A 24,826-nucleotide genomic window follows, 5' to 3' on the forward strand; every position below is an offset into this window, starting at 1 on the left:
TGAAGAAAGTTTTTGATAAGTCAATAGCTATGAGAAAATTGTGTTTTTGAGTGATGAAATTTTCGAATATCATGGCTTTCTTTCTACAGCTCTTTATCCATATTGATTGTATTGTTATTTTGGATATGATGTATCGTTTAATAATCTGAGTTTATGAAGCTGCTCCTTTGAATTATCTACAGAGGTCATATATTGGGGAGGCGTGTCTGTTGAGGGAGATGAGTTAGATAAAATCTGAAAGATATTTACTAAAATAGTGAAAGCAATTTTAGTTTTTTCATGGGGAATAATGGAGGCATTTTATAGTAATGCTGAGGGAAAGTAGCCTCTCAAAAAATTCCTGTTGTCAAGGATTTTTGTTTTGTTATCAATGTGGTTTGATATGCTTATAGTATAGATTTATGCTTTGTATCTTTGCTTACACAATGAAGCCTTCTTAGCAAAGCTCTCCTTTCAATGACCAATTATTTTTCTACTTACTTAGTTTATCCAAAAGATTATCTTTCATAAAAGAAGAAATAAGTTTTTAGTATCTTAATGCTTCATTGAAGTGAACTCATCACATTGAAAAAATATCTAGACAAAAAATTGGAGATAAAACGTCAGGCGCGTTTTATTGCTCTAAGGAGGGCTTGAACACTTTTGTTTTTTCTAGTGAACAAAAACAGATATTTATTATGGAAACATTCAAAGGGGGGATAAGTTGAAATTAGGAGTGACTGATGGGATCATTATTGATTGACGTTAATAACGTCTCAAAAATATATCGCAACATTGACAGAGGAATTGGTTTTAAAAACAAGGTCTTTTCTCTCTTCAAGCCGGTTTATACAAATCATCATGTGTTAAAAGACATGAGTTTCACCCTCTTTTCAGGGCAATCGTTAGCAATTCTTGGCCCTAACGGAGCGGGTAAATCGACACTGATTAAAATACTTTCTGGTATACAATACGCTGATGAGGGATGTGTTAAAGTCCTTGGTGTTGATCCTTATAAAGCGAAGAAAAATCTGTTCAAGTCTTTGGGTGTGGTCTTTGGTCACAAGAATTGTTTATGGTGGGATTTGCCCTTACGCTACAGTTTGGATATGGTTCAACCATTATATGGTCTTGAACGCGCCTCTTTTACCCGTGATCTTAAAGAGATCGCTGAGTTACTGGGCCTTGAGCATATTATGGATAAGCCAGTGCGGATGCTTAGTCTGGGTGAGAGAGTGAAAAGTGAATTGGCATTTAATCTCTCCTTTAGACCTAAACTGTTGTTTCTCGATGAGCCAAGTATTGGTCTTGATATTACATCTAAGCATGAAATCAGGGAGCTTCTTAAAAAACTGAAAAAGGAGCGTGGCACTGGATATATCATCACAAGTCATGATATGGGAGATATTGATGGATACGTTGATGATATTATTCTCTTGCATAAAGGAAAGAAACAGTTTCATGGTAATCTTCACGCGCTTAAAAATGTCATCCCTTCTTTGGTGAGAATAACGTTTTTTTGTGAACACATGGCTGTACCTTCAGCTGTTGTAGAAAAAATTGATGAGATTGCGTTGAAATTATCTACTTCTTTAAAAGATAAGCACTTTAACGCTGAAGAATGCTCGCTGGAGGTTTCGCTGCCCCGTGAGGATTTTGCGCGTTTTGTACGCGAAATTACAACCAAATTGAACTGTACGTTCTCTGTATCCACTCCCTCGCTTGAAGAGATGCTCCGTGTTAAATTTAAAGAATTTATCTAACCACTGCTTTGGTATGTTTCTTTTTGCCAAGAATGGATTACTCACTGTTCTAAGTGATAGAGCAATGTTTTTTACCGATATTATCATTGGGACACTTTCGCCATTTGTTATTCAACTTCTATTATGGAATGCACTTTTCTCTGATACGGGCAACACCATAAATGGCTTTAGCTTTTATGATATGATGTATTATTATGCTTTTGCTTTAGTCCTAGGTCGCTTAAATAATGGTTATAATGTGATTAAGTTTTTCTCTCATCATGTTAAAGAAGGCCAATTAGAAGTATATCTTACAAAGCCCTTTAGTTATATGACACAAATGCTTTTTACTTTTTTAGGGGAGAGTGTATTATATAGCATCCCATTATTGGCTCTTTTTATTGTTAAGCTTGTTTTATCCTATGAAAATATTCTGGGATTGGTCATCGCTTTTCTGTTCTTTTTTCTGGTTGTTATTCTATCACAATTGCTTTGTTTTTTAATCTCTTTTGGAATTGCTTTATTAAGCTTTTGGGTGATTGAGTACAATATATTACTCTCTTTTAGTATTCTTAGTTCAGCGCTTCTTGGGGGTGTTCTTTTACCACCATCTTTTTGGCCGGTGTGGCTTATTCCGCTTATGCAATTTAATCCTTATCGTTTCATGATATCCGCTCCTGCCGAGTTTTTCGCGACGCAAAATTTAGCGTTGTTTCAGCAGTTTATTTTCGGAAGTTTTACTTATATTTTGTGTTTTTTATTCTTAATTTATATCGCTTGGAATAAAGGGATGAAAGCATATAATGGAGCAGGTGGTTGAGATGAAAATCATCCTTCATTTTATCAGTCTGAATATCCGCCGACAGATTGTTTATGGTAAGAATTTGGCTGGGGAGTTTATTCTTTCTCTATGCTATTATTTTATTCAATTCATATTTATTGATAGAGTATCTTCTTTTTCAGGAAAGATCGGTAACTATAGCAGAGATGAAATCCATTTTATCTTTGTTGTCTTTGTTTTACTTGGAATATTTTTGAATATTTTTATTAATTCTATTGAAACGTTTTTTGAAAAAGTAGCGGATGGTAAAATTGAACCATACTTGATAAAGCCCGTTTCAATTTGGTTGTTGATGTTGTTTGGTTGGTGTAAACCTCTTAATTTGATCAAGCTCTTTGTCCTTTATGTTAGTGCCTATTTATTTGTATCATTACCGAATATTTCTGATCTTAAGCTAAGATGGATCTCTTTTGTTGTTGCAATATTTTGTGTTTTTATTGTCAATATTTGTTTTTTTCTGATGTTCAATTTTATAACATTTATTATTAGCCGTAAGATGCCTGTCGAATATTTTCATGAAATGATTTATGAGCTTTCATTTGTGCCAATAGGAATTTATCCTTTAAGCATCGTAAAATGGCTTTTGTTTATGCTTCCCATGGCTTTTTCTGCTTCCTTGCCTGTGTCATTGTTGCTTGGTAAAGGCGAATGGAATATTGGATATCTTCTGTTGAGCGCTTTTCTTTCCATGGTCATGACTTTCATAAGTTATAAGAAAACAATGCGTAAATTTAATGGATTAGGGGGATAATATAAAAGTCATCATGATTATAAAAATAAAAAATTGAGTAAAAATTCTATCGTACTGTAAAATATCGTTATTTATGCTGGCGGTATAAGTCATGTAAAATTTACATATGAGGATTTTTTATTAGACATATTCATGCATAAAATCGGTTGTATTTCTATAGCTATGAGCAAAGAATTTACAATAAAAATCAGAGAGTTAAATTTCTTGGTTTTAGATTAGTTTGAGTTTAGATGGCTGCTTGATGACACAAGCCAATGGTAAGATGGTGTACAATATTAGTAGTGCTTTCTTCTCCGAGCAAAATTTATTTTTGTTGCGTTTATAGTGCTAAAAAATTGTCAAAGATGGGTAATTTTTATATGTGCAGAATGTGGTTATTCGTGCGGATTTTGTTGGTGCATTCAATATATTATTACGTGGAGGAGTTTTTGCTTAAACAATAAGAACATTGACAGAATAAAGCTTTTAAGTTGTCCGATAGAAAGCTAAGAGCTTCGCCAAACAACATGATAGCAATTATCAAGACAACAATCACATAGAGATTTTTCAGCATGCTGAGCAGTCAAAATTCAGTTAATAATTGCTTGGAAATAAAAGGATCCACTAAGCAAAGCGGGAAAAAACGATGGCAACGCAACTGAGTTCAATAACATAATTAAATATATTTCTTTGTTGTAATGGTTAATTAAGGGAATTATACTTAATTTTATTGTAAATTTCTTATTTTATGTTATGATTTTATTTAATATAAAGATAATTATTATGTAATATTTTAGTGTTATTATAAATATTATTATTTAATTAAACATATACAATATAAATATAATATATTTATATTATTTTAAAAAGTAATTAAATAAGATATTATTTTGTAAAAAATTATTTTCTATTTTTTAATATTAATAAGCTCATTTTTCAATTTTTCATTAACAATGATAAGAGAAAAATGGAGTTTTACATCCTCTTTACAATAAATAAAAATGATACTTTAATCTGGTGTTGCTCTCTAAACTTAGAGCTATATAGATGTTATTGCTTATCATTAATAAAACTAATGTGATTGATGGCGTAGAGATTACAAAGGGCTAAATTTTTTTGCATGTAATTCATATCTTTTACAAGACTTTAAAAATAACACAGAAAAAATGAGAGAGGAAGGAATAGTGAACAAGAGTGATAAGCTTTTTCATTTTCTAGTGTTATGATTACTTTTGTATTTTACGGTTCATTCATTGTATGTATGATCAATTCCAAAATTTTTATTTTAAGCTTATAGTGAATCTATATTTTAGTCTGTTATTGAAGTGTTGTCGTGATTGAGATTACAATATCACAGTAGTGAACACTCTGATTTAATAGAGAAGATTGTTTGCTAGCAAATAATCTATCCATATCAACGTTATTTAAATTTTTTTCCAAAATATATATCTATGTTAATTTTCGTGATTGATATCTTTTCTAAGATGAAAAGGGGCATGAGCTGATTTGAATATCCATAAATTTTTCGTATTAACTCAAAAAATATATGATCACATCATTTTACGGCTATTCTAGATTATCATTTTGATAAACTGAATAAGTATAGCGATGCGTCTTACAAATATTTGCAAAAATGCTTTTATTGGACATTATTAAATTTTTTATGATTTATATTTTTAATCATTTTATCTTGGTTAGAAAGAAGGTGTATTCATTTTTATTTCTCTATTTTATCTTAAAGTCGTGGAATTATATTAATGTTAGAAATTTATAATTGTGGAAGACAATGAACTTTATTAAAATTATTCCACGTTCTTGTAGAAACGCATGGCTGTGAAATCGTTGAAATGTGTAATAGCTTATGGCATTAGATTTGGCGCATTCACCAAAGTTATCCCTTATCTTACCTAATTTAGCTTTTTTAATCAAAGAGTTAAGCTGGTGCTTACGCTAATTGTAGCTGGGGCAAATATTTTTTCTCAATCTATCCTAAGGAAAAATTATTTTATAAAACTATTTATTTTACTATATTATACAAAAAAATAAAAATATTATGTGTAACTAAAAAACAACATATTGATATTTTTATATATTATAAAATCATAATAATATTTATGATAATAAAGCTAAATTTATAATAAAAACAATAAAATAATTTTATTTTAATATATTTTTATCATTAAACTACATAATGTAAAGTACAAATAAAATAATTGACAATTATTAAATAAACATGTAACGGATATATTGTAAGTGTAATATAATATAAAAATAACAATTAAAATAAAATTATTAATTAAATTTTGTATTATATTTTTATTATCAGAAGATAAATATACTTTATCGATAGATAACGGAATGTTTTCTATTTAGAGGGGGCGGTAAAGAAAATTTATTTTACTAAATATTGTAATTAGGTGGTTATGATGAAAATATTCAAGCATTGTATAGTATGTTTTGTTGCAGTAGCGATTTTCTTTTCACAGATTTTAAGAGCCAATGCTGATTCTTTAAATGGCAGATTTCAAAATGCTGGTTTTATTTCTGTAATGACACAGGAAAATAGAGTTATTAAAGCTGTTGATATGATTATTAGCCAGTTTGGAGGACAAGGGGCTGAGAAAAATGTCCAAAAAGTTGCGGGTTTAATGGGGTTGGAGACAGCGATTTTTGGTCTCATCGCATATCTTGTATATTTCTTTACTAGAAAGCCACCGAGTCCTAACAGAGAGACAGGTGGAAGAACATTCGATGCTTTTGCTCATAGTTCATGGGCTTTGAATTAAAAGATATTATCCTTGATAAACTTTGAATTATGCTGTTATTGAATGTTTTATATTAAATAAACCGTGATATTTAATCACGGTTTATTTATTTTTTTTAATCTTAATGATCTTGATAAGTTTATCCTTTTATATCATTAAGATATTGTTTTGTGGATGCCTGTATATGGTGCATTAAATTCAGCTAATCAGTTGCTTTTTAAATTTACTTAAATTTTTTTCTCTTCAAAATGCGCATTTAAGCTAAGTTTGTGGTTGATATTTTTTTTATGATGAAAACGCGAATGCATTAATTGAGATATCCATAAACTTTGTATATCAACTCAAAAAATACAAGGTCACACAATCTTACGACTATTTGTGGGTTTTATGTTGATGAACTGAATAAGTATAGCGATGCGTCTTACAAATATTTGCAAAAATGCTTTTATTGGACTCTTTTAATCTCTTTGTGGTTTACAATTCATTTTATCATTTTATCTTAAGCAAAGAGAATGTGGATTCATTTCTATTTCTCTATTTTATCTGAGAAGGGTGGAGTTATACGAATGTCAAAAAAAGTCATGATCGTGGAAGATAATGAGCTTAATATGAAGTTATTTCGCGATCTTGTAGAAGCGAGTGGTTATGAAACCGTTGAAACACGTAATGGTCTTATGGCATTAGATTTGGCGCGTTCATCAATGCCATCTCTTATTCTTGTGGATATCCAGTTGCCAGAGGTCTCTGGAATAGATGTTATTAAACAATTAAAAGAAGATGAAGAACTTCGATCAATCCCCGTTGTTGCTGTAACAGCTTTTGCTATGAAAGGCGATGAGGAGCGAATTCGTGCCAGTGGATGTGAAGAATATATGTCAAAGCCTATTTCTGTCCCTCATTTTATTACAATGGTAAAGCATTTCTTGGACTAAAGCTTGTTAAGTGATGATAGAAAAAATATTGAAAAGCTTATAAGATTGCTAAAGTTGTCGCGTAAAGATTTTTGTGCTTTAGCACGTCGATATATTACAAGTTAGTAAAACAGATTTAAAAAATTGAAACTGAAGTTTTGAATTTTTTCGGTCTATTTTTCTTGCCTTTTATCTTAAGAGAAGAGGTTGTTTTGCATTCTTGTTTTTTCTAATCGGTATAGATTTGTTCCTACATTCATCTAAAAGTCTGTTTTAGCAGTTTTAAAAAGCCCCGTTTTTGTCCGAGGCTTTATGCATTGCAAAAATTGAAATTAACGCTTTGAGAATTGGAAAGAACGACGTGCTTTTGCTTTACCGTATTTTTTACGTTCAACAACACGACTATCACGGGTAAGAAACCCACCTTTTTTCAAGATTGAGCGAAGTTCTGGTTCGTAATAGGTTAAAGCTTTGGAAATGCCATGGCGCACTGCACCGGCTTGTCCAGAAAGACCACCGCCTGCAACGGTTGCAATAATATCAAACTGGGTATCCCTATTTGTTGCAACAATTGGTTGACGAAGAATCATTCTAAGAACAGGACGAGCAAAATATTTGTCAAATTCCTTATTGTTGATCGTGATTTTTCCAGAACCTGGTTTAATCCATACACGCGCAACAGCGTCTTTACGCTTTCCTGTTGCGTAAGCACGTCCTTGTGAATCAAGCTTCTGCACGTGAACAGGAACAACATTTTCATGTGTTTCTGTAATACTTGTTACTATGCTAAGCTCAGAAAGAGAATTAATTTCAGCCATAATCAAGCAATCCTTTTGTTTTTGCGGTTTAAAGCACCAACGTCAAGAGATTCAGGCTGTTGTGCTTCATGTGGATGTTGGCTTCCAGCGTAAACACGTAGATTCTTCAATTGACGGCGACCAAGAGGCCCTCGAGGAATCATGCGCTCTACTGCTTTTTCAATAACGCGTTCGGGAAAACGCCCCTCAAGAAGTTGACGTGCTGTACGTTGTTTGATTCCACCAATATAGCCGGTATGCCAATAATATTTTTTATCCGTATATTTTTTGCCAGTGAGAGCTATTTTATCTGCATTAATGACAATAACGTTGTCACCATCATCAACATGTGGAGTAAATGTAGCTTTATGTTTGCCACGTAAGCGGTTAGCAACAAATGTGGCAAGACGACCCAAAACAAGGTTTTCTGCGTCAATAATAACCCATTTTTTCACCACTTCAGTTGGCTTTTGTGAAAAAGTTGCCATAGAAGTATCCTTTATTAGAACCCTTTTAATATAAGGGAATTTTTACTGTTTTGCGTTGAAAATTGTTACCATAGCGAAATATTTAACGCATACTACTTGCTCTGATATAATGTCTTTTGATTGACGTCAAGAGAAAATAAAAACTTTATAAAACAACATGTTACAAGAAAGGTATTATAATACCCCATTAAAAGAAGTTTGTAGACCATTTAAACTTAAAATGAATGTTGCAAAAGACTATTTTATCTTTAACGCATGATTGTATTTTATCGTTCTTCATTATAAAATAAGAAATAATGCAGTGGTCTCGTTATTTTCTCAATGTTGAATCTTCTGCTTGTGGTCAAGCTTGGTTAGATGCCCTTGATGTTCAAGGGATAAATAACGCGCGCGCTATTTCTCAAAAATTTGGCTTTCCAGATCAGTTAGCTCGAGTACTTTCAGCAAGAGATGTGGATGAAGCTGAGGCTGTTGCTTTTATTAATCCAACATTGCGTACGCTTATGCCTGATCCAGAAAGTTTTAGGGATATGCAATGCGCTGCAGAGCGCATTGTTAAGGCTCTTCTCAATCAAGAACAGGTTGCTGTGTTTGGTGATTATGATGTTGATGGTGCTTGTTCATCGGCACTCATAGCACGTTTTTTTCGTTATTTTGGTATTGAAGTCAAAATTTATATTCCTGATCGTATTGTTGAAGGCTATGGTCCGAATGAACAAGCAATGAGAATGCTTGTGCAAGAAGGCGCTCGGTTAATTATCACTGTTGATTGTGGCGCAAACAGTCCTGATGCCGTAAAAGCAGCGAGGCTTGCTGGTGCTGATGTTGTGATTTTAGATCATCATCAAATGTCAGAGATTCATCAAGAAGCTGTTGCTCTTGTCAATCCTAATCGTCCTGATGATTTTTCTAAACAGGGGCATTTATGTGCAGCTGGCGTTGTTTTTGTTACGTTAGCTTGGGTTCATCATTTGCTGCGGAAAAAACAATTCCAAGGACCGCTGCCTGATCTTTTAAGTATGCTTGATCTTGTTGCATTGGCAACCATATGTGATGTCGTTCCATTACAGGGGGTTAACCGTGCTTTTGTGTTAAAAGGGCTTCAAGTTGCTCGTTCTATGCATAATCTAGGAATAACAGCTTTAACAAAGGTTGCACGAATAGGGGAGCCGCTTAATAGTTTTCATTTAGGTTTTTTATTAGGTCCTAGAATTAATGCAGGAGGGCGCATTGGTGATCAAGCTTTGGGAGCACGTTTGCTTAGCTGTGAGAATAAAGATGAAGCGGACAGAATAGCAGAACAATTAGATCGGCTTAATCAAGAACGCCAAGAAATGGAGAATATTCAATTAGCACAAGCGGAATCCTATATTGCTTCTCTTTATCAAGGTCAAGAAACACCATTGTCACTTGTCATTTCTCATAAAGAATGGCATCCGGGGATTATTGGTATTCTTGCTTCCCGCCTCAAAGAGCGTTTTTTTTGTCCTGTTTTTGCTATTGCTTTGAAAGAAGATGGAAATGGCGTAGGGTCGGGACGCTCAATTAATGGTATAGATTTAGGAGCAATCGTTCGTGAAGCTGTTACACTCAATTTATTAGAAAAAGGAGGGGGGCATAGTATGGCAGCAGGAATTACAATTCAATCAACAAAAATTGAAATTTTTCGAAAATGGCTAGAAGAAAAAGTTTCTTTAATGGTTTCACAGTTGCGTGCAAAAAAATCTCTTAGTATAGATGGTTCTCTTTCTGCTTCTGGTGTTAATGAAGCGCTGTTTGAATTGCTTGAAAAAGCAGGGCCATTTGGGGCAGGGAATGCAACACCTGTTTTTGTTCTTCCCTCTCATCGACTGGTGAATCTATCTGAAGTTGGTAAAGGACATCTTCGCCTCATTGTATCTAATGTTGAAGGAAAAAAACTACAAGGAATAGCTTTTCGTGCTGTAGGGACATCGCTAGGTGATTTTCTTTTTGAAAATATTGGTGAAATGATTCATTTAGCTGGTCATCTTAGTTTGAATTATTGGAATGGAACGATCAATCCGCAACTGCGCGTGATTGACGCAGCTGCAGTGGTTTGAAAGGGATATTTTTTACATTAGATGTCTAGATTAGAGGCAAAAGTAGAGTTTTCTTGTATGAAACGAAATCGTGCTTCTGGTTTTGTTCCCATGAGACTTTCTACAGTCTTTTTCGTTTCTTGCATTTCCACGGCATCAATAGAAACACGAAGCAATGTACGTTTTTGAGGATGCATAGTCGTTTCTTTAAGTTGTTCTGCGCGCATTTCACCCAGCCCTTTAAAACGCCCGATTTCGATTTTAGCTTTTCCAGTAAATTCAGTTTTGAGCAATTCATCCTTATGAATATCGTCACGAGCATAAGCAACTTTTCCTCCTTGCGATATTCTATAAAGGGGAGGGACGGCAAGATATAAATGTCCCTGATGAATAAGGTCAGGCATTTCTTGAAAGAAGAAGGTAATGAGCAGTGACGCAATATGAGCACCATCAACATCAGCATCTGTCATGATGATAATACGTTCATATCTGAGATCTTTTTCACGATACTTGGAGCGTGTTCCACATCCAAGAGCAAGGATCAGATCGCTAATTGTTTGGCTTGAGTTCATTTTTTCATGTGCAGCACTGGCGACATTTAAGATTTTACCACGAAGAGGTAAAATTGCTTGGTTTGCTCTATTTCTTGCTTGTTTAGCAGATCCTCCTGCAGAATCCCCTTCAACAATGAATAGTTCAGCACCCAAAGCATGGTTCTGGCTACAATCTGCAAGTTTACCGGGCAGACGTAATTTACGGACAGCAGTTTTTCGACTTATTTCTCTATCTTGGCGTCGTCTAACACGTTCTTCAGCACGTTCGATAACCCAATCGAGAAGTTTTGTTGCTTCTTGTGGGGAATTTGCTAACCAATGATCAAAAGGATCGCGGATTGCATTCTCAACGATACGCTGTGCTTCAATGGTTGCTAATCGATCTTTTGTTTGTCCAACAAATTCAGGGTTACTGATAAAGACTGAAAGTATTGCGGCTGTTGAAATCATAATATCGTCAGACGTAATAATCGTTGCGCGCTTGTTTCCTATTAACTCAGCGTAGGATTTCAATCCACGCAAAAGAGCTTGACGTAATCCTATTTCATGTGTTCCGCCTTCTCCTGTAGGAATCGTATTGCAGTAAGATTGCACACAAGAATCACCACCATGCCAAGCGATAGCCCACTCAACGGAGCCATGGCCATTATTGTGTTGTGTTTTGCCAGAAAAAATTTCTGACGTTACTCGATATTCATCTTTTAGTGACGAAAGTAAATAGTCTTTAAGCCCATCGGGAAAATGAAAAACAGCTTTTTCAGGAATATTTTTTGCGCCTTCAAGTATGACGGGATCACAAGACCAGCGAATTTTTACGCCACCAAAAAGATAGGCTTTGGAGCATGTCATCTTATAGATTTTTTCTGGATCAAAAGCTGCTTTTTCACCAAAAATTTTATGATCAGGATGAAAACGAACGCGCGTACCACGACGATTATAAACATCTCCCAGATCTTCCAATCCAGATTGAGGAATACCACGTGAGAAACGTTGGCGGTAAAGTTTTCGTTCTCGTGCAACTTCAACTTCCATATCATCAGAAAGAGCATTGACGACAGAAATTCCTACTCCATGAAGTCCACCTGCAGTTTGATAAGCCTTTCCATCAAATTTTCCCCCTGAGTGGAGTTGTGTCATAATAACTTCAAGAGTCGATTTCTCAGGCATTTGAGGATGATTTTCAACAGGAATACCGCGTCCATTATCTGTAACGGTTATATAACCGTTCCTATCTAATGAGACCTCAATAGAATCTGCATAACCCGCAACAGCTTCATCCATCGCGTTATCAATAATTTCGGCAAATAAATGATGAAGTGCTTTACTGTCTGTTCCACCAATATACATTCCAGGGCGTAAACGTACCGGCTCTAAACCCTCAAGAACTCGAATAGAGAGGGCATTATAGTCATCTTCTTGCGTATCTTTTGCACTTTTTCTTGAAATCATCGCGTTTGATTTCATTGGAGACTGCAGAGTGTTTTCTTTTGTATTTACCCGAGATTGGGCTTTATTTAAAACACTAAAAAGATCCTTTTTGTTATCGCTCATAGCGTTTAACTATCCACCTCATAAAATCAAATATTTATTAAAATAATTTTATGCCTGTTTTTTATTTAAAAATCAATGCACTTAGGAAACATCGATTGTTGGACCAAAAATTTTTTCAAAAGCGTGTTTGAGAGCAATATCAATATCATGCATTGCTACAGGGCAACCTAGATCAAGAAAGCTTGTTACACCGTGGTTTGTAATTCCACAAGGAACAATTCCTGAATAATGGGCTAAATTAGGATTAACATTGATAGAAACTCCATGAAAACTTATCCATTTGCGCACTCGAATGCCAATAGCTGCAATTTTATCTTCGGAAGAAAGATCATTTTGTTTTGATGGGCAATGAGACTGTTTAACCCAGACACCAACGCGATCTTCTCTGCGTTCGCCTTTAATATTAAAGTTGGCAAGCATCTGTATAATCCATTCTTCTAATGCACTAATGAAAGCACGAATGTCTTGTTTCCGGCGTTTAAGATCAAGCATGATATAAGCAATACGCTGTCCTGGACCGTGATATGTAAATTCACCTCCACGTCCTGCTTCATAAACAGGGAATAAATTAGGCGCCAAAAGATCTTTTTTATTTGCACTCGTTCCCGCTGTATAAAGGGAAGGGTGTTCGAGAAGCCAAACTTGTTCATGCGCAGTTTTTGCAAGAATTTTTTCTACACGTTCTTGCATATAACGCAGAGCTTCAGGATACTCAATCAGATGATCGCTTATTTTCCATTCGACGGGTGGATTTTCTAGAATTGCATTAAAATGATGTGATAAGTGATTACGATCTGTATGTTTCAATTCACATGTCATGGGTAATATTTATCTTGATGTTTGAGTTTGTATTGTAATCAATAAAAGTGATTACAGAGTAAGGTATAGAATTGTTGAATAAAAGAGAATACGTTCATAAAATTTTATCTTAAGAAGATTTGCTACGCTTAAAAATCCACGTTCCTTTTACCATCTTCCTGTTGCACCACCACCACCTGATGATCCACCACCACCCCTAAATCCCCCTCCACCTCGAGGACCACCGAACCTTCCACCAGGATATCTGCCACCGGCACTTAAGTTAAGAAACCAAGGTGTGAAGATGATCCCCAGCCAGAGATACTTTTGTGGACCCACTTTTTTACCAAAAATCATTGCAAGAATGGGCAAACCAACGACTATAAAGAGAATGAGAAACATAATTGCATTGATTACCATTTCTTCTTTTTCAGCTTGTTTACGTTGTTCTTCAACGATTTTAGCTTTTTCTTTGATGCGAAAAGTAAAATCAGAATCACTTTCTGTAATAACTTTGATAATTGTATCAACTGCTTCAGCAATTCCTTTTTGATAATTTCCTTCGCGAAAATTAGGAATCATGAAGCTATTAATAATGACAGAGGAAAGAGCATCTGTTAGCTCTCCTTCCAAACCATATCCAACTTCGATACGTGCTGTGCGTTCATTCGGTGCAATGACCAGTAATACACCATTATTGATCTTCTTTTGGCCTAATCCCCATGTACGAAAAAGAGAATTGCTGTACGTTTCTATATCGTTGCCCGAAAGAGTAGGGAGTGTTACAAGAACAATTTGATCTCCCGTTTTCTCTTCGAGTGCTGCCAGTTTTTTTGTCAAGTCTTCCTTGGTTGCATTATCGAGCAAATGAGCCACATCATTAACATAACCTGTTAAATGAGGAAATTTTATTTGCGAACAAGCGATACTTCCCAATGCAGCAACTAAATACAGAGAGCAGATAAAAGCCCATAATTTTGGAAATACAATACGTTGCAAAGAGTATCGAAATGATTTCATTAATTAAAATTAACCTTTGGTGTTTGTTGGCTATCAGTATCGATGGTAAAAGTTGGCATAGGTTTAGCATCACGAAACCATAATTTTGCCCAAATCATCGTCGGCATTGTTTTGAGTGCAGTATTGTAGGCACGTACTGTTTCAATATAATCGCGGCGCGCAACGGAAATACGGTTTTCTGTTCCTTCTAATTGTGATTGAAGAGCAAGAAAGTTTTGGTTTGCTTTAAGATCCGGATAGTTTTCAACAACAGCCATAAGTCGCGAAAGTGCACTTGATAAATTTGCTTGATTTTTGAGATATTGCTGCATAACTTCTGGATTATTCAACATATCTGCATTAATGTTGACTTGTGTTGCTTTAGCACGTGCTTCAATTACATTTGTGAAAACACTTTGTTCATGAGCTGCGTAAGCTTTAACTGTTTCTACAAGATTGGGGATGAGATCTATACGACGTTGATATTGATTGAGCACTTCACTCCATGCTGCATGTGCTTTTTCTTCATTTGTTGGTATCGTATTAAATCCGCACCCACTTAAAAATGGCACTAACCATGCCAAAAGAATCACGATTGGAAATTTTTTTAATATTTTAAACATTGAAGAAGTTTGTACATTTAACATAAAGATGTCTCCACAGATATTTTATGTATTATATAGGGTTTATTTTCTTGGTGGAAAGTATTTTGAACTTTATAAACAGGCGTATTTATCAATAAATTGATATCTCTCTGCGTTTTAGGTACGCTTAAGTGACTTGTTGATGTTAAAATAATAATAGTAATATAGATGTCATCTTATAAAAGATCAATAATATTTATATCAATTATTATTACAGAAAAATATATTATTTTCGTAGGAGTTTTGGGTTTCGCAACGTGCAGATAACAATTGGAAAAGAGAAAAATGTAAGTATCAATCTTATGGAAAGATATAAGGTCAGGGCAGTTCTTATTTTCCTCCTTTAGAAGTTATGTTTAATACATTGGATAAAAAGGCTTTTTTATTATGTATGGTAGTAATTGAGAAGGAGGGTGAAAGTCCTATGATAGAAAGTGTTCAGCGGCAAAGTGAAAAGTTTGATGGATTGGCTAATGATTATGATCGTTATCGTCCTCGCTATCCCCTTACTTTATTTAAAACCATGCTCCATCCTTTTAAGAACAAAAAGCATTTGTCCATTGTGGATGTGGGTGCTGGGACAGGCATCGCATTAGAGGGAATTGTTAAATTTTTAGGAAATGAGCACCAATATCATGCTATCGATGTATCGGCAGATATGATTAAGCAGGGGCGAAAAAAATTTCCTACGGTGCAGTGGTATCAGGGCCGTGCCGAAGACCTATTGCCTCAAATTGGCGAGGTTGATCTTGTCATTGCAGCGCAAGCGTTTCAGTGGATGGATCGTCCCAAGTTGCTTTGTTCTGTTTCAGATCAACTTCGAGTCAATGGTGTCATGGCGGTTATTCAAAATAATCGTGATTTCAAGCATAGCGAATTTCTAGAGGCTTATGAGACATTGTTAGAGAAAATGAGTCCGAATTATTCCCGTTATTATCGTAATTTTGATTTTTTACAGGAAATGACTGATGGCTTTGGGGTAGATCCAGAAAAGATTTTTTTTCATACGCACAATTGGACGATGATGATCCCATCTGAAGCTTTTATTGGAATGAGCCGCTCTTCAACGCAAGCGCAACGCGCTATTGTTTGCTATGGGGAAGAATATTTGCGGCAATTGGTCGCATTGATAAAGAAATATGAAGTGCAAGGCAATTTGGAGCTTTTGTATCGAAGTGAGCTCTATATGTATGCAGGATAATCCGATATCGATGATTGCTTTTGCTCTTTTAGCACATCAGAGTGGGCGGTATTCAGGAAATTAACGCCTTATTAAGGCAGACTTTGAGGGCGAAAGTTTTTTTCTTCAGCATTCACATTGACATCTTATTACCGCTGATTTTCATTGTTCACTTGATATGAGAGAGTTTAAATAGAAAATTTATGCAGTGCATTATAGTATCGAAGCGCTTTTTTTACTGCAGTTTAACAACAGATTATTTTATAAAATAAGAAGAGGTAGATTGAATAGAAATATTTGATAATTCTTTGTTTTTATGATTGTTTTTTGTTATTAAATGAGAGTGTTTTTAATAAATTTTGACAAAAACAACTGAAAAAGTACAAAAAATTATCATAATCAGAAATTTGTAGTAAAAAAGGTAATGGCTTGGAAGCACCTTTAAAAAACAACTCATTTTGAAATTATCTCTAAATTCAGATTCAATATAACAAAAAAGTAAAATATAAATATGCTATATGAAGCATTTCTCTGTTTAAAAGATATAATATAAAACAATATATTAATTATTTTTTTTTGATATAAGAAAACTTCTTTTATTTTCTATTTTAAATAACGGGTTAGGCCGATTCTTATGTGGTTTTATTGAAGATGTGTTTTTCAAGGTTTAATCTGGCGCTTTAAATACAATTTTAGAAGTCGCAAATAAGCTCAATTTCTTCTCTGTTGTGATGTGTTAAATAAGTTTTTTAATTTTCTATAGAGTTTGATTTTTGCAATCATGATAGATTGTGACAGCTATCTATTTAAGGTTTTTATAAGTTTAGTAAGAATAGCTTGATAATAAATCCATTGATTTTTTCATCTTTACGCTTCATAAAAGAATAAGCCTGCACCATCCACACTTTCATCTCCCAATGTTGCGACAGCCCTTGACACGGTTCATAAGAGGAGTTTTTAGTCCTTTTTTACAGTTTTATCCATACGCCAATCTCGCTTATGACGTGCAAGCGAATGGTTTTGATTTATTCAACATACACAGATGTGGAATGAGAGAGTTTTAAGATATTCAGCTCTCTCATTTAATATGAAGCATGCTAGATTATGATTATAAATTAAAGCTTTATCTATTTTTGAAATCCATGACTTGGTTGTGTTTGTCAATATTTCATTTTCATTTATCGTAAACTATTCTACTTTTGGATAATAACTCCATTGTAAGGAATACCTTTAAGAAAGCATTCTCGCTTTAAAGAGTCGTTATAGTTTTTTTTGTTTTATAGAAGGATCAATAATGCTAAACGTTATACTTTGATAAAAAAAAAGAAAGTAGATTATGACTATTATACTGAAACCGAGCGAGGTGACGCTTAGTGAGCTTGCAGCTATTTATTTTAATGGTGAAGTGAGTAAACTTCATAATGACACGCATTTAGCTATCGAGAAAGGGGCTCAGCGCATTGCTGAAATTGCTGCTGGAAGTGAGCCTGTGTACGGTATTAATACTGGTTTTGGGAAGTTGGCTTCCATTAAAATTGATGCGGACGATGTCGCTGTTTTACAGAGAAACCTTATTTTGTCCCATTGTTGTGGGGTAGGAGAGCCTTTAGCTGAAAATATTGTGCGTTTGATAATGAGCTTAAAGCTTATCTCTTTAGGAAGAGGGGCTTCAGGAGTTCGTCTAGAATTGGTAAATTTGCTGGAAAATATGCTTGCAAAGGGCGTCATTCCTGTCATCCCTGAAAAAGGGTCTGTTGGTGCTTCAGGTGATCTAGCTCCACTTGCTCACATGGCGGCTGTTATGATGGGAGAAGGAGAAGCATTTTTTCAAAATATTCGTATGAGTGGGGCGGTTGCATTAGAGAAAGCGGGATTGTCCCCTATTATTTTAGAGGCAAAGGAAGGTCTAGCTCTTATTAATGGAACTCAAACATCAACAGCCCTTGCACTTGCTGGTCTTTTTCGAGGTTATCGGGCATTGTGTGGTGGATTGTTGGCAGGGGCTTTGACGACAGATGCTATCATGGGATCAACGGCGCCATTTCATCCTGATATCCATATTTTACGAGGACATTATGGGCAGATTGCTGTATCGAAAACATTAGAAAAGCTTGTAGAGGATTCAGAAATTCGTGCAGCACATTTACGGGGGGATGAGCGTGTACAAGATCCTTATTGTATACGTTGCCAGCCACAGGTCATGGGGGCATGTTTTGATATTTTGCTGGCAGCAGCAAAAACACTGATTATTGAAGCAAATGCTGTTACAGATAATCCATTGATTTTAAGGAATGGTGAAGTTGTATCAGGTGGGAATTTTCATGCTGAACCTGTAGCGTTTGCTGCTGATCAGATTGCTCTTGCTTTATGTGAAATAGGATCTATTTCTCAACGGCGTATTGCTCTTATGGTTGATCCAGCAGTTTCTTATGGACTTCCAGCTTTTTTAGCGCATAATGCGGGTCTTAATTCAGGTTTTATGATTGCTGAAGTAACAGCGGCAGCTTTAATGTCTGAAAATAAGCAAATGGCCCATCCTGCTTCCGTTGATTCAACCCCAACTTCTGCCAATCAAGAAGATCATGTTTCAATGGCTTGCCATGGAGCGCGCCGGTTATTGGTAATGAGCGAAAATCTTTTTACACTTATTGGCATTGAAACGCTTGTTGCAGCACAAGGAATTGAATATCGTGCACCTTTAAAAACAAGTACTTTTTTGCAATCCGTTATGGAATGTCTACGAAAAAATGTTGCTTCTCTTAAGGAAGATCGCTATCTGGCTCCAGATCTTCATCAAGCACATATACTTGTGCGTGAAGGGCACTTATTATCTGTTTTACCAGAAACAATTTTTCCTTCATTAAGTTTTCAATAGTATTTGTTTGAAGGTCAATGCTGAAGGGCGGATATTGAATTTTAAAACTTTCTCATATGAAAATATAGAGGAGCGATACAATATTTGAATTATTTAATAAATCATATATTTATTACTGTATATATCTGATTTTTGTAGTTAACTAGATATTATGTTATTTTATAGAAACTATAAACTTAAAGCACCTATATTTTCTGATTTATATCAGAAATTTTAATATAAGTTAAATAATATCCACGAATTATATATTCGTGATATTATATTTCTATAAATATAAATATAAATTATAATATATGTATTGTATCGAGTAAAAATAAAAGTTTTATTTTATATTATTCTTATTTGTTAATACTTTATGAATTTTATAGTTTATTTTTGATATTTAAAATAAAAAAGGAGAAAGGAATGTTTAAAAGTGCTAAATTATGTGTTTCAATAACAGTTCTTTTTTTCTCTCAAATTCTTGAGATTCATGCAAATTTTAGGAGAGGTAGCTTTCCAGAGGAAGTTTTCATTATGATAGTGGCCCAAGAGAAAGAGCCTCTTATTTCAGCGAAAAACAAAGATTTTATTGCTATATCAGGGCAAATTCCCAGAGGTAAGGAGAACGCTATCATCGGACCAACAATCAAAGATGCTCTTTTTACCGTATATTTTTTTTTCATTGGAAAGCTTGTCGTTAAGGCAGCTGGAGTCCTTAAAAGATGGGTTGTAGATACACTTTCTCATACTTTTGAAAACTTGCGAGATTCGTATTATCATTAATTGAGCTATTCAATTGGCGTAAAAAGTTTTTTTATAAGCTCAAAGAGAGTTGGCTTAAAGTAACAAAAAATTAATTGTATGCATAGTTAATGTGTTTGTTATGAATTTTTAGGCTTCTATTTCAGTGCACTGAAATAGAAGCCTAAAAGTTTAGATTACATTAAGGTTAATTTTCTCTGTAAAAAACTAGAGAATACGAAATGAATTAAATGACAATTATGAAAAAATTCATTATCACTTTATTTGAATAAAATAATACGAAATTGTAGGCTATAAAAGCTGAATAATTCGCAATAAAAGTATTTTTTCATTGTTTAGAGCAAAGTGTTGGACTGGCTGGTCTTCGATGTTTTTTGAAATATATTTGTGAAAGAAACATGAGGCTTTATTTCTCATAGAGCTGTTATCGTGGTGTGGATTGTCAGCATTTCAAAAAGTAAGGAAAGAAATGGCAATAAATGAACTGAAAAGAGGGATGAGTAAGCGCCAAGTTATTTTTTTAGCTCTTGGTTCTGCTATTGGAACAGGTCTTTTTTATGGGTCTGCACAGGCAATTAAGCTTGCGGGTCCCAGTGTTTTGATTGCCTATTGTATTGCTGGTTTAGCTATTTTTATGGTTATGCGGGCTCTAGGAGAGATGATACTTCATAATCCATTGCCTGGTTCTTTTGCTCGTTATGCGGCAAATTACATATCACCATTAGCAGGTTTTTTAACGGGATGGACATATGTATTTGAGATGATTCTTGTTGGTTTGGCTGATATTACAGCTTTTGCGACTTATATGGGGTTTTGGTATCCTGATGTTGCTCCTTGGGTATGGGCACTGAGTATTACATTAATCATCACAGGTATTAATTTAGCGGCTGTAGAAGTCTATGGTGAACTAGAGTTTTGGCTATCTTCTATTAAAGTTATCGCTATCATTGCGATGATTATTTTAGGAATAGCAATTATTTTTTGGGGGTGGGGTGAAGGTGCAGATTTTTCTACCGTTACTGTTCATAATTTATGGAAAAATGGTGGACTTTTTCCCAATGGTTGGTTTGGTTTTTTAGCTTGCTTTAGTGTTGTTGTTTTTGCTTTTGGTGGCATAGAAATCATTGGCATGGCAGTTATGGAAGTTCAAAACCCTCATCAAACGATTTCAAAGGCAATTAATTCTACTCCAGTTCGTATTTTGCTTTTTTACGTCATGACTTTAGCTATTTTAATGTCTCTTTATCCTTGGAATGAGATTGGTCTCATGGATAGCCCTTTTGTATCCATTTTTGAAAATCTTGGGATTTCATATGCAGCAAATATTTTAAATATTGTTGTTGTTACAGCGGCTATTTCAGCAATGAATAGTGGAATGTATGGTGCTTGTCGTATGATCCATGGTTTATCGCAGGAAGGTTATGCTTTAAAAAAGTTTCAATATTTATCAAAAAACGGTATACCAGTTTTTGTTATTTTGATGATCTTCGGTATTTTTCTTCTTGGTGCTGTCCTTAATTATTTTTATCATGAAAAGCTTTTTTTTCTTATTGCTGCAATGGCAACATTTGCGACAGTTTTTGTTTGGATGATGATTCTACTTTCACAATTTTTTATGCGAATTAAGATGCCTAAAGAAGCTCAGAATGGTTTAAAATTTCCCATTCCATTTTGGCCAATAGGATCGATTTTTTCTATTTTATTTATGGTTTTTATTTTTATTCTCCTATGGTATTTTGATGAGACACGACCAGTTTTAATTATAGGTGTTATTTGGATTGCTTGGCTTGTTATTTGTTTCTATACACTTAAACTTTATAATTTTAAGCAAAAGAAGCTGAATAAAATGTGAATAGAGAAAAAACTCAAAACAAATAGCTGATGTCATCAGGAGAACAGGTGTTTGATTGTTTTCTCTAAAGGTTAGAACAATCTAGATTGAAAAAATCTGCTCGTTATTATTTTGCTTTGGAAGTTTTTGTGAGCCATTGTTTACGGTAACGACAAAATCATATAAATATTAGGCGTTTTTTTGATGGTGAGCTGTGCCATCAATATAAGTCTTTCAGGTTAAAATGCCTAACAGTGCAAATAGATTTTACCAGATACATGATTATAGGCAGATATCTTTTTCTAGACGTATTAATGAAGTTCTGTTTCACGAAAGAAGTTATTGTAAGAATTGTTTTTTAGCTCTTTAAAAAATTGGTTGTTTAAATTTTGTTGTTTAGAAAATTACTATTGCTTTTAGAAGCGAAGATAAAGTTCTTTATGTATTTTTTCTCAAAGAGGATTGGCGTTGGTAGAAAATAGTGGATAACAAAGTTACATGAGGCATTGTATCATTGTTTTTACAAAAACTTTAATAAACAGCAGCAAGGTATTACAATAAAATCTCATAGAAGAGTAAATTAAAGAGAACAATGAACGTGTGACAGTTTTACGATTCTTATTGCTCTCACAAGAGGAAGGATCAAACTTATTTTTTAATATTGATACAAGAGTAATTTTTATCACAAGTGGAGGCGGACAAAATGCACTCCGCAACTGTATTTCGGTGCAAAATTATTCGATATTACCATAAAAGGCGCTCAAGAACACTACAACCAGCAAAAAAATCATCGGAAAGTGGCTTTTTACACGAGAAATCTTCCAATAGCTCTGAACACACACAACAACAATTCTCTCTATCCTTGAGGCAACAGGCAATGTTGATATGGATGTACAATGAGATGCTACGATTATTGCTTCTCATCTGATTTCTGGTCAAGATATCAATGTAATGGGGGAAAGTATGACGATTGTTGGCATGACAGACCATCATAGCAGCCATTCACAGACGCATGAAACAGGTTTTGATGGGAATAAATTTGACTTTGTAAGCAGAATTATTGGCGGTAATGGCTATACCTACGAAACGATACCTGCTGGCAGTAACGTTTGGATAGAATGGTAGAGAGTGGCTACAAATCCCATAAATCCCCATACCTGTCTTGGAGATGCGGGTCCAAAATGCCAAAAATTTTATGGCACATCTCATTTAGAACAAAAGCCTTGAATTAGATCATGGAGTAAAAAATGAAACACATCGTAAAATTATTAAGTGCTGTAACTTTGTTAAGTATAGCTGGATGTCAGTTTAATAAGCCTCCTTCAGGATATTTGACTGCTTGGGAAAAACCAGGAGCAGATTTTACAGAGATAGGAAAAGGCTTGTTAGAATGTGGTATGCCAACTCCTTATGATGTCGATCCAGAAAACAGAAAGCAGAGCATCAATGCAAAAGCAACAACTTATGCTTGCATGCTTCAATCAGGTTTCCGCTATAAAGATGAAGAGGTAGCAAGAGCGGGTGGACCATGTTATACTTTTAGAGCCGAAAACTTGCCGATTTGTCGTTCAGGCGCAGTCATCCCGAGGCGCAGTGTCAAGAAGCGCTTGAACAGCCCTTTTTGTAAAAAATATAAAAATGCACCTGAATGCAAACCTTAAGTCTTGCTGTTTGTGACGATCACAATCCCTACCTTCATGTTTCTCATACCCGTACGCGGGGGGGCTTAATTCAGCATGTCAATGCTATTTATTTATGGGTACCACAACTGTTGGCGCAATAATATGAAATATCTATTTTGGTTATAATCAAAATATTGATAATAATTATAAGCATATCGTTGATAGATAGATGATTTTAGTAATAATTTTACCGTATTTTTGATATAATAATTATGGCATAATCTTCGGAAAGATAAAAATAATATAGGTTGATAATGTTCATCATTGTTTTGGAAATAAAAAACAGCATGTAAAATAATTTATAGATTGTTTCGTAATATCAAAATTACTCAAGGATAGGAAAATGAAGCAGATTTTAAAATTATTAAGCGGGATAACCTTATTTGTTATGGCTGGATGCTACCCTGAGCAGCCTTCTCGAACAGCTGTAGATGCATGGGAAAAATCAGGTGCTGATCAGCTTGAGATCAAAAAAGCTCTGTTAGAATGTGGAATACAGCATCTTGATGGTCGTCTTGATACAGAAACAAGTACTGATGAGAAATTCAATGCTGAGGAGTCTGTGAATGCATGTATGATCCAAGCAGGTTTCCAAGATAAATTGGGAAGAATGAAGTGGTGTGAGAAATATAAAAATCTTCCAATTTGTCAGCCTGATGCAGTTATTCCTCAGCGAAGTGTAGAGAGGCGTTTGAATAGTCCTCATTGTGAAGAGCATAAAGAACAACCTGAATGTCAACCTTAAGTATTGAGGCTGCTGTAATCAAAAATCCTTCCATTCTTGTTTTTGCATGGGGGGTGGGATTGTTTCTTCAATATCTATATGCTAACAAAAGTCATCTTGCGTGTGAGAAAATATTAGAAGACTTATCAGTCTTTCTATCGTAAATATTGACGGAGGGGGAAATGAAAAAAACATTGAAATTATTGATTGCTATAATTTTATTAAGCTCTGCTGGGTGTATTAGCAAACCTCCCCCATCGACGTTAGAATTATGGGAAAAGTCTGGTGTCAGTAAGTCTATGGTCCAACAAGCACTGTCAAAATGTGGTTGGAAACCAATCTACGCTTCTTCTAAAAATATGGATTCGCGTGCAAGTGATTTTGCAGCAGTTTATGAGTGCATGACTAAAGCAGGTTATCGGTACAAATTACAAGATTCAAAGGGAATCTATTTTTCATCAACGCCGCGAAGTGATTCATTTTTAGTCAATTTAATGGTAGCAGGGTATCAGCAGGTTATGGACAATGATACTTTTGGTGTAACCAATTCGACACAACAAGAGCGAGATTTGATGTTACGTTTTGAAAATGATAAAAAGCGCCAGAAAATAAAAAAAGCTTTGCACAAGTGATCATCAACAGTAGAACGTTAATTTTTAAAGCAATAATTAAATAAAAATATTAAACGGGAGAAGAGAGAAATATAGCTCTTTTGTCTCTAATGTAGTTATATTCATCAGCTACGAGATTGGCAATAGTGTTGTTGTCAGATGATGCTAGCGGAGGATAGTGAGTTGTTGTTTAGAGAAATTTATTCAATATAAAGAATGGCAAATAATAGCTTTGCTAAAATATCTTCTTTAACGATAATAAACAGATAGCTTTCATAGAGCTAATTTTGATGAAATTTTATTTTGGTGTTTTTTAAGTT

General features: G+C 34.6%; 21 protein-coding genes. 15 read left to right on the plus strand and 6 right to left on the minus strand.

Annotated features, from left to right (window positions below):
• Positions 1–722 precede the first annotated feature (722 nt).
• The 5 genes from ACFIKX_RS04975 (at position 723) to ACFIKX_RS04995 (ending at position 6,989) form a co-directional block, all read left to right on the plus strand.
• Complete coding sequence (locus ACFIKX_RS04975) at positions 723–1,742, plus strand: ATP-binding cassette domain-containing protein (protein WP_375629017.1); 1,020 nt, start codon at positions 723–725, stop codon at positions 1,740–1,742.
• The gene (locus ACFIKX_RS04980) at positions 1,717–2,541 is read left to right on the plus strand and encodes an ABC-2 family transporter protein (RefSeq protein WP_375629019.1); all 825 of its coding nucleotides are present in this window, start codon (positions 1,717–1,719) and stop codon (positions 2,539–2,541) included. The genes ACFIKX_RS04975 and ACFIKX_RS04980 overlap by 26 nt, the downstream gene beginning before the upstream one ends.
• Complete coding sequence (locus tag ACFIKX_RS04985) at positions 2,525–3,313, plus strand: ABC-2 family transporter protein (RefSeq protein WP_375613131.1); 789 nt, start codon at positions 2,525–2,527, stop codon at positions 3,311–3,313. Before ACFIKX_RS04980 ends, ACFIKX_RS04985 begins: the two co-directional genes overlap by 17 nt.
• Before the next feature lie 2,405 nt (positions 3,314–5,718).
• Entirely contained in the window at positions 5,719–6,078 is a 360-nt protein-coding gene (locus ACFIKX_RS04990) for a hypothetical protein (RefSeq protein ID WP_375613153.1), read from the plus strand.
• Positions 6,079–6,623: 545 nt separating this feature from the next.
• Positions 6,624–6,989 carry a response regulator gene (locus tag ACFIKX_RS04995; RefSeq protein WP_273724078.1) on the plus strand — a complete coding sequence of 122 codons (366 nt, stop codon included), beginning with the start codon at positions 6,624–6,626 and terminating at the stop codon, positions 6,987–6,989.
• 311 nt (positions 6,990–7,300) lie between these two features.
• Here the strand turns inward: ACFIKX_RS04995 and rpsI are convergent, their stop codons facing one another.
• Complete coding sequence (gene rpsI / locus ACFIKX_RS05000) at positions 7,301–7,786, minus strand: 30S ribosomal protein S9 (protein ID WP_015856545.1); 486 nt, start codon at positions 7,784–7,786, stop codon at positions 7,301–7,303.
• A gap of 2 nt (positions 7,787–7,788) precedes the next feature.
• On the minus strand, positions 7,789–8,253 hold the full coding sequence (rplM, locus tag ACFIKX_RS05005) for a 50S ribosomal protein L13 (RefSeq protein WP_015856544.1): 465 nt from the start codon (positions 8,251–8,253) through the stop codon (positions 7,789–7,791).
• Positions 8,254–8,549: 296 nt separating this feature from the next.
• On the opposite strand from rplM, the gene recJ reads away from it, so the two are divergent.
• Positions 8,550–10,334 (plus strand): single-stranded-DNA-specific exonuclease RecJ, encoded by a 1,785-nt coding sequence (recJ, locus tag ACFIKX_RS05010; RefSeq protein WP_375629022.1) that lies wholly within the window; start codon positions 8,550–8,552, stop codon positions 10,332–10,334.
• Between the two features lie 17 nt (positions 10,335–10,351).
• Here the strand turns inward: recJ and parE are convergent, their stop codons facing one another.
• From parE to ACFIKX_RS05030, 4 genes are all read right to left on the minus strand, one after another.
• Entirely contained in the window at positions 10,352–12,418 is a 2,067-nt protein-coding gene (gene parE / locus ACFIKX_RS05015) for a DNA topoisomerase IV subunit B (protein ID WP_375629023.1), read from the minus strand.
• 81 nt (positions 12,419–12,499) lie between these two features.
• The gene (lipB, locus tag ACFIKX_RS05020; RefSeq protein ID WP_375629025.1) at positions 12,500–13,237 is read right to left on the minus strand and encodes a lipoyl(octanoyl) transferase LipB; all 738 of its coding nucleotides are present in this window, start codon (positions 13,235–13,237) and stop codon (positions 12,500–12,502) included.
• A 147-nt stretch (positions 13,238–13,384) separates the two neighbouring features.
• Positions 13,385–14,236 (minus strand): TPM domain-containing protein, encoded by an 852-nt coding sequence (locus ACFIKX_RS05025; protein WP_375629027.1) that lies wholly within the window; start codon positions 14,234–14,236, stop codon positions 13,385–13,387.
• Entirely contained in the window at positions 14,236–14,862 is a 627-nt protein-coding gene (locus ACFIKX_RS05030) for a LemA family protein (protein WP_375629028.1), read from the minus strand. Before ACFIKX_RS05030 ends, ACFIKX_RS05025 begins: the two co-directional genes overlap by 1 nt.
• 421 nt (positions 14,863–15,283) lie before the next feature.
• On the opposite strand from ACFIKX_RS05030, the gene ACFIKX_RS05035 reads away from it, so the two are divergent.
• The 9 genes from ACFIKX_RS05035 to ACFIKX_RS05075 all read left to right on the plus strand — a co-directional run bounded on the left by ACFIKX_RS05035 (position 15,284) and on the right by ACFIKX_RS05075 (position 24,527).
• Positions 15,284–16,060 (plus strand): class I SAM-dependent methyltransferase, encoded by a 777-nt coding sequence (locus tag ACFIKX_RS05035; RefSeq protein WP_375629030.1) that lies wholly within the window; start codon positions 15,284–15,286, stop codon positions 16,058–16,060.
• Positions 16,061–17,375: 1,315 nt separating this feature from the next.
• The gene (gene hutH / locus ACFIKX_RS05040) at positions 17,376–18,914 is read left to right on the plus strand and encodes a histidine ammonia-lyase (protein ID WP_375629031.1); all 1,539 of its coding nucleotides are present in this window, start codon (positions 17,376–17,378) and stop codon (positions 18,912–18,914) included.
• A gap of 405 nt (positions 18,915–19,319) precedes the next feature.
• Entirely contained in the window at positions 19,320–19,679 is a 360-nt protein-coding gene (locus tag ACFIKX_RS05045) for a hypothetical protein (RefSeq protein ID WP_375613125.1), read from the plus strand.
• A 448-nt stretch (positions 19,680–20,127) separates the two neighbouring features.
• Complete coding sequence (locus ACFIKX_RS05050; RefSeq protein WP_375629034.1) at positions 20,128–21,510, plus strand: amino acid permease; 1,383 nt, start codon at positions 20,128–20,130, stop codon at positions 21,508–21,510.
• A 942-nt stretch (positions 21,511–22,452) separates the two neighbouring features.
• On the plus strand, positions 22,453–22,614 hold the full coding sequence (locus tag ACFIKX_RS05055; RefSeq protein ID WP_375613123.1) for a hypothetical protein: 162 nt from the start codon (positions 22,453–22,455) through the stop codon (positions 22,612–22,614).
• A 122-nt stretch (positions 22,615–22,736) separates the two neighbouring features.
• A complete protein-coding gene (locus ACFIKX_RS05060) occupies positions 22,737–23,150 on the plus strand; it encodes a hypothetical protein (protein WP_375613122.1) in 414 nt (137 codons plus the stop codon).
• Positions 23,138–23,272: a hypothetical protein gene (locus ACFIKX_RS05065; protein WP_375629036.1), complete on the plus strand. Its 135-nt coding sequence runs from the start codon at positions 23,138–23,140 to the stop codon at positions 23,270–23,272. Before ACFIKX_RS05060 ends, ACFIKX_RS05065 begins: the two co-directional genes overlap by 13 nt.
• 242 nt (positions 23,273–23,514) lie before the next feature.
• On the plus strand, positions 23,515–23,916 hold the full coding sequence (locus ACFIKX_RS05070) for a hypothetical protein (protein WP_375613121.1): 402 nt from the start codon (positions 23,515–23,517) through the stop codon (positions 23,914–23,916).
• A 161-nt stretch (positions 23,917–24,077) separates the two neighbouring features.
• On the plus strand, positions 24,078–24,527 hold the full coding sequence (locus tag ACFIKX_RS05075) for a hypothetical protein (RefSeq protein ID WP_375611505.1): 450 nt from the start codon (positions 24,078–24,080) through the stop codon (positions 24,525–24,527).
• Positions 24,528–24,826 lie beyond the last annotated feature (299 nt).

This window comes from Bartonella sp. CM86QHHN, from assembly GCF_042194695.1.
Taxonomy (GTDB): Bacteria; Pseudomonadota; Alphaproteobacteria; order Rhizobiales; family Rhizobiaceae; genus Bartonella.

Excerpts from the sequence above, each read along its gene's own strand:
- ACFIKX_RS04975 (WP_375629017.1), top strand. The coding sequence starts at position 723 with ATGGGATCATTATTGATTGACGTTAATAACGTCTCAAAAATATATCGC.
- ACFIKX_RS04985 (WP_375613131.1), top strand. The coding sequence starts at position 2,525 with ATGGAGCAGGTGGTTGAGATGAAAATCATCCTTCATTTTATCAGTCTG.
- ACFIKX_RS04990 (WP_375613153.1), top strand. The coding sequence starts at position 5,719 with ATGAAAATATTCAAGCATTGTATAGTATGTTTTGTTGCAGTAGCGATT.
- ACFIKX_RS04995 (WP_273724078.1), top strand. The coding sequence starts at position 6,624 with ATGTCAAAAAAAGTCATGATCGTGGAAGATAATGAGCTTAATATGAAG.
- rpsI (WP_015856545.1), bottom strand. The coding sequence starts at position 7,786 with ATGGCTGAAATTAATTCTCTTTCTGAGCTTAGCATAGTAACAAGTATT.
- rplM (WP_015856544.1), bottom strand. The coding sequence starts at position 8,253 with ATGGCAACTTTTTCACAAAAGCCAACTGAAGTGGTGAAAAAATGGGTT.
- recJ (WP_375629022.1), top strand. The coding sequence starts at position 8,550 with ATGCAGTGGTCTCGTTATTTTCTCAATGTTGAATCTTCTGCTTGTGGT.
- parE (WP_375629023.1), bottom strand. The coding sequence starts at position 12,418 with ATGAGCGATAACAAAAAGGATCTTTTTAGTGTTTTAAATAAAGCCCAA.
- lipB (WP_375629025.1), bottom strand. The coding sequence starts at position 13,237 with ATGACATGTGAATTGAAACATACAGATCGTAATCACTTATCACATCAT.
- ACFIKX_RS05025 (WP_375629027.1), bottom strand. The coding sequence starts at position 14,236 with ATGAAATCATTTCGATACTCTTTGCAACGTATTGTATTTCCAAAATTA.
- ACFIKX_RS05030 (WP_375629028.1), bottom strand. The coding sequence starts at position 14,862 with ATGTTAAATGTACAAACTTCTTCAATGTTTAAAATATTAAAAAAATTT.
- ACFIKX_RS05035 (WP_375629030.1), top strand. The coding sequence starts at position 15,284 with ATGATAGAAAGTGTTCAGCGGCAAAGTGAAAAGTTTGATGGATTGGCT.
- hutH (WP_375629031.1), top strand. The coding sequence starts at position 17,376 with ATGACTATTATACTGAAACCGAGCGAGGTGACGCTTAGTGAGCTTGCA.
- ACFIKX_RS05045 (WP_375613125.1), top strand. The coding sequence starts at position 19,320 with ATGTTTAAAAGTGCTAAATTATGTGTTTCAATAACAGTTCTTTTTTTC.
- ACFIKX_RS05050 (WP_375629034.1), top strand. The coding sequence starts at position 20,128 with ATGGCAATAAATGAACTGAAAAGAGGGATGAGTAAGCGCCAAGTTATT.
- ACFIKX_RS05055 (WP_375613123.1), top strand. The coding sequence starts at position 22,453 with ATGACGATTGTTGGCATGACAGACCATCATAGCAGCCATTCACAGACG.
- ACFIKX_RS05060 (WP_375613122.1), top strand. The coding sequence starts at position 22,737 with ATGAAACACATCGTAAAATTATTAAGTGCTGTAACTTTGTTAAGTATA.
- ACFIKX_RS05065 (WP_375629036.1), top strand. The coding sequence starts at position 23,138 with ATGCAAACCTTAAGTCTTGCTGTTTGTGACGATCACAATCCCTACCTT.
- ACFIKX_RS05070 (WP_375613121.1), top strand. The coding sequence starts at position 23,515 with ATGAAGCAGATTTTAAAATTATTAAGCGGGATAACCTTATTTGTTATG.
- ACFIKX_RS05075 (WP_375611505.1), top strand. The coding sequence starts at position 24,078 with ATGAAAAAAACATTGAAATTATTGATTGCTATAATTTTATTAAGCTCT.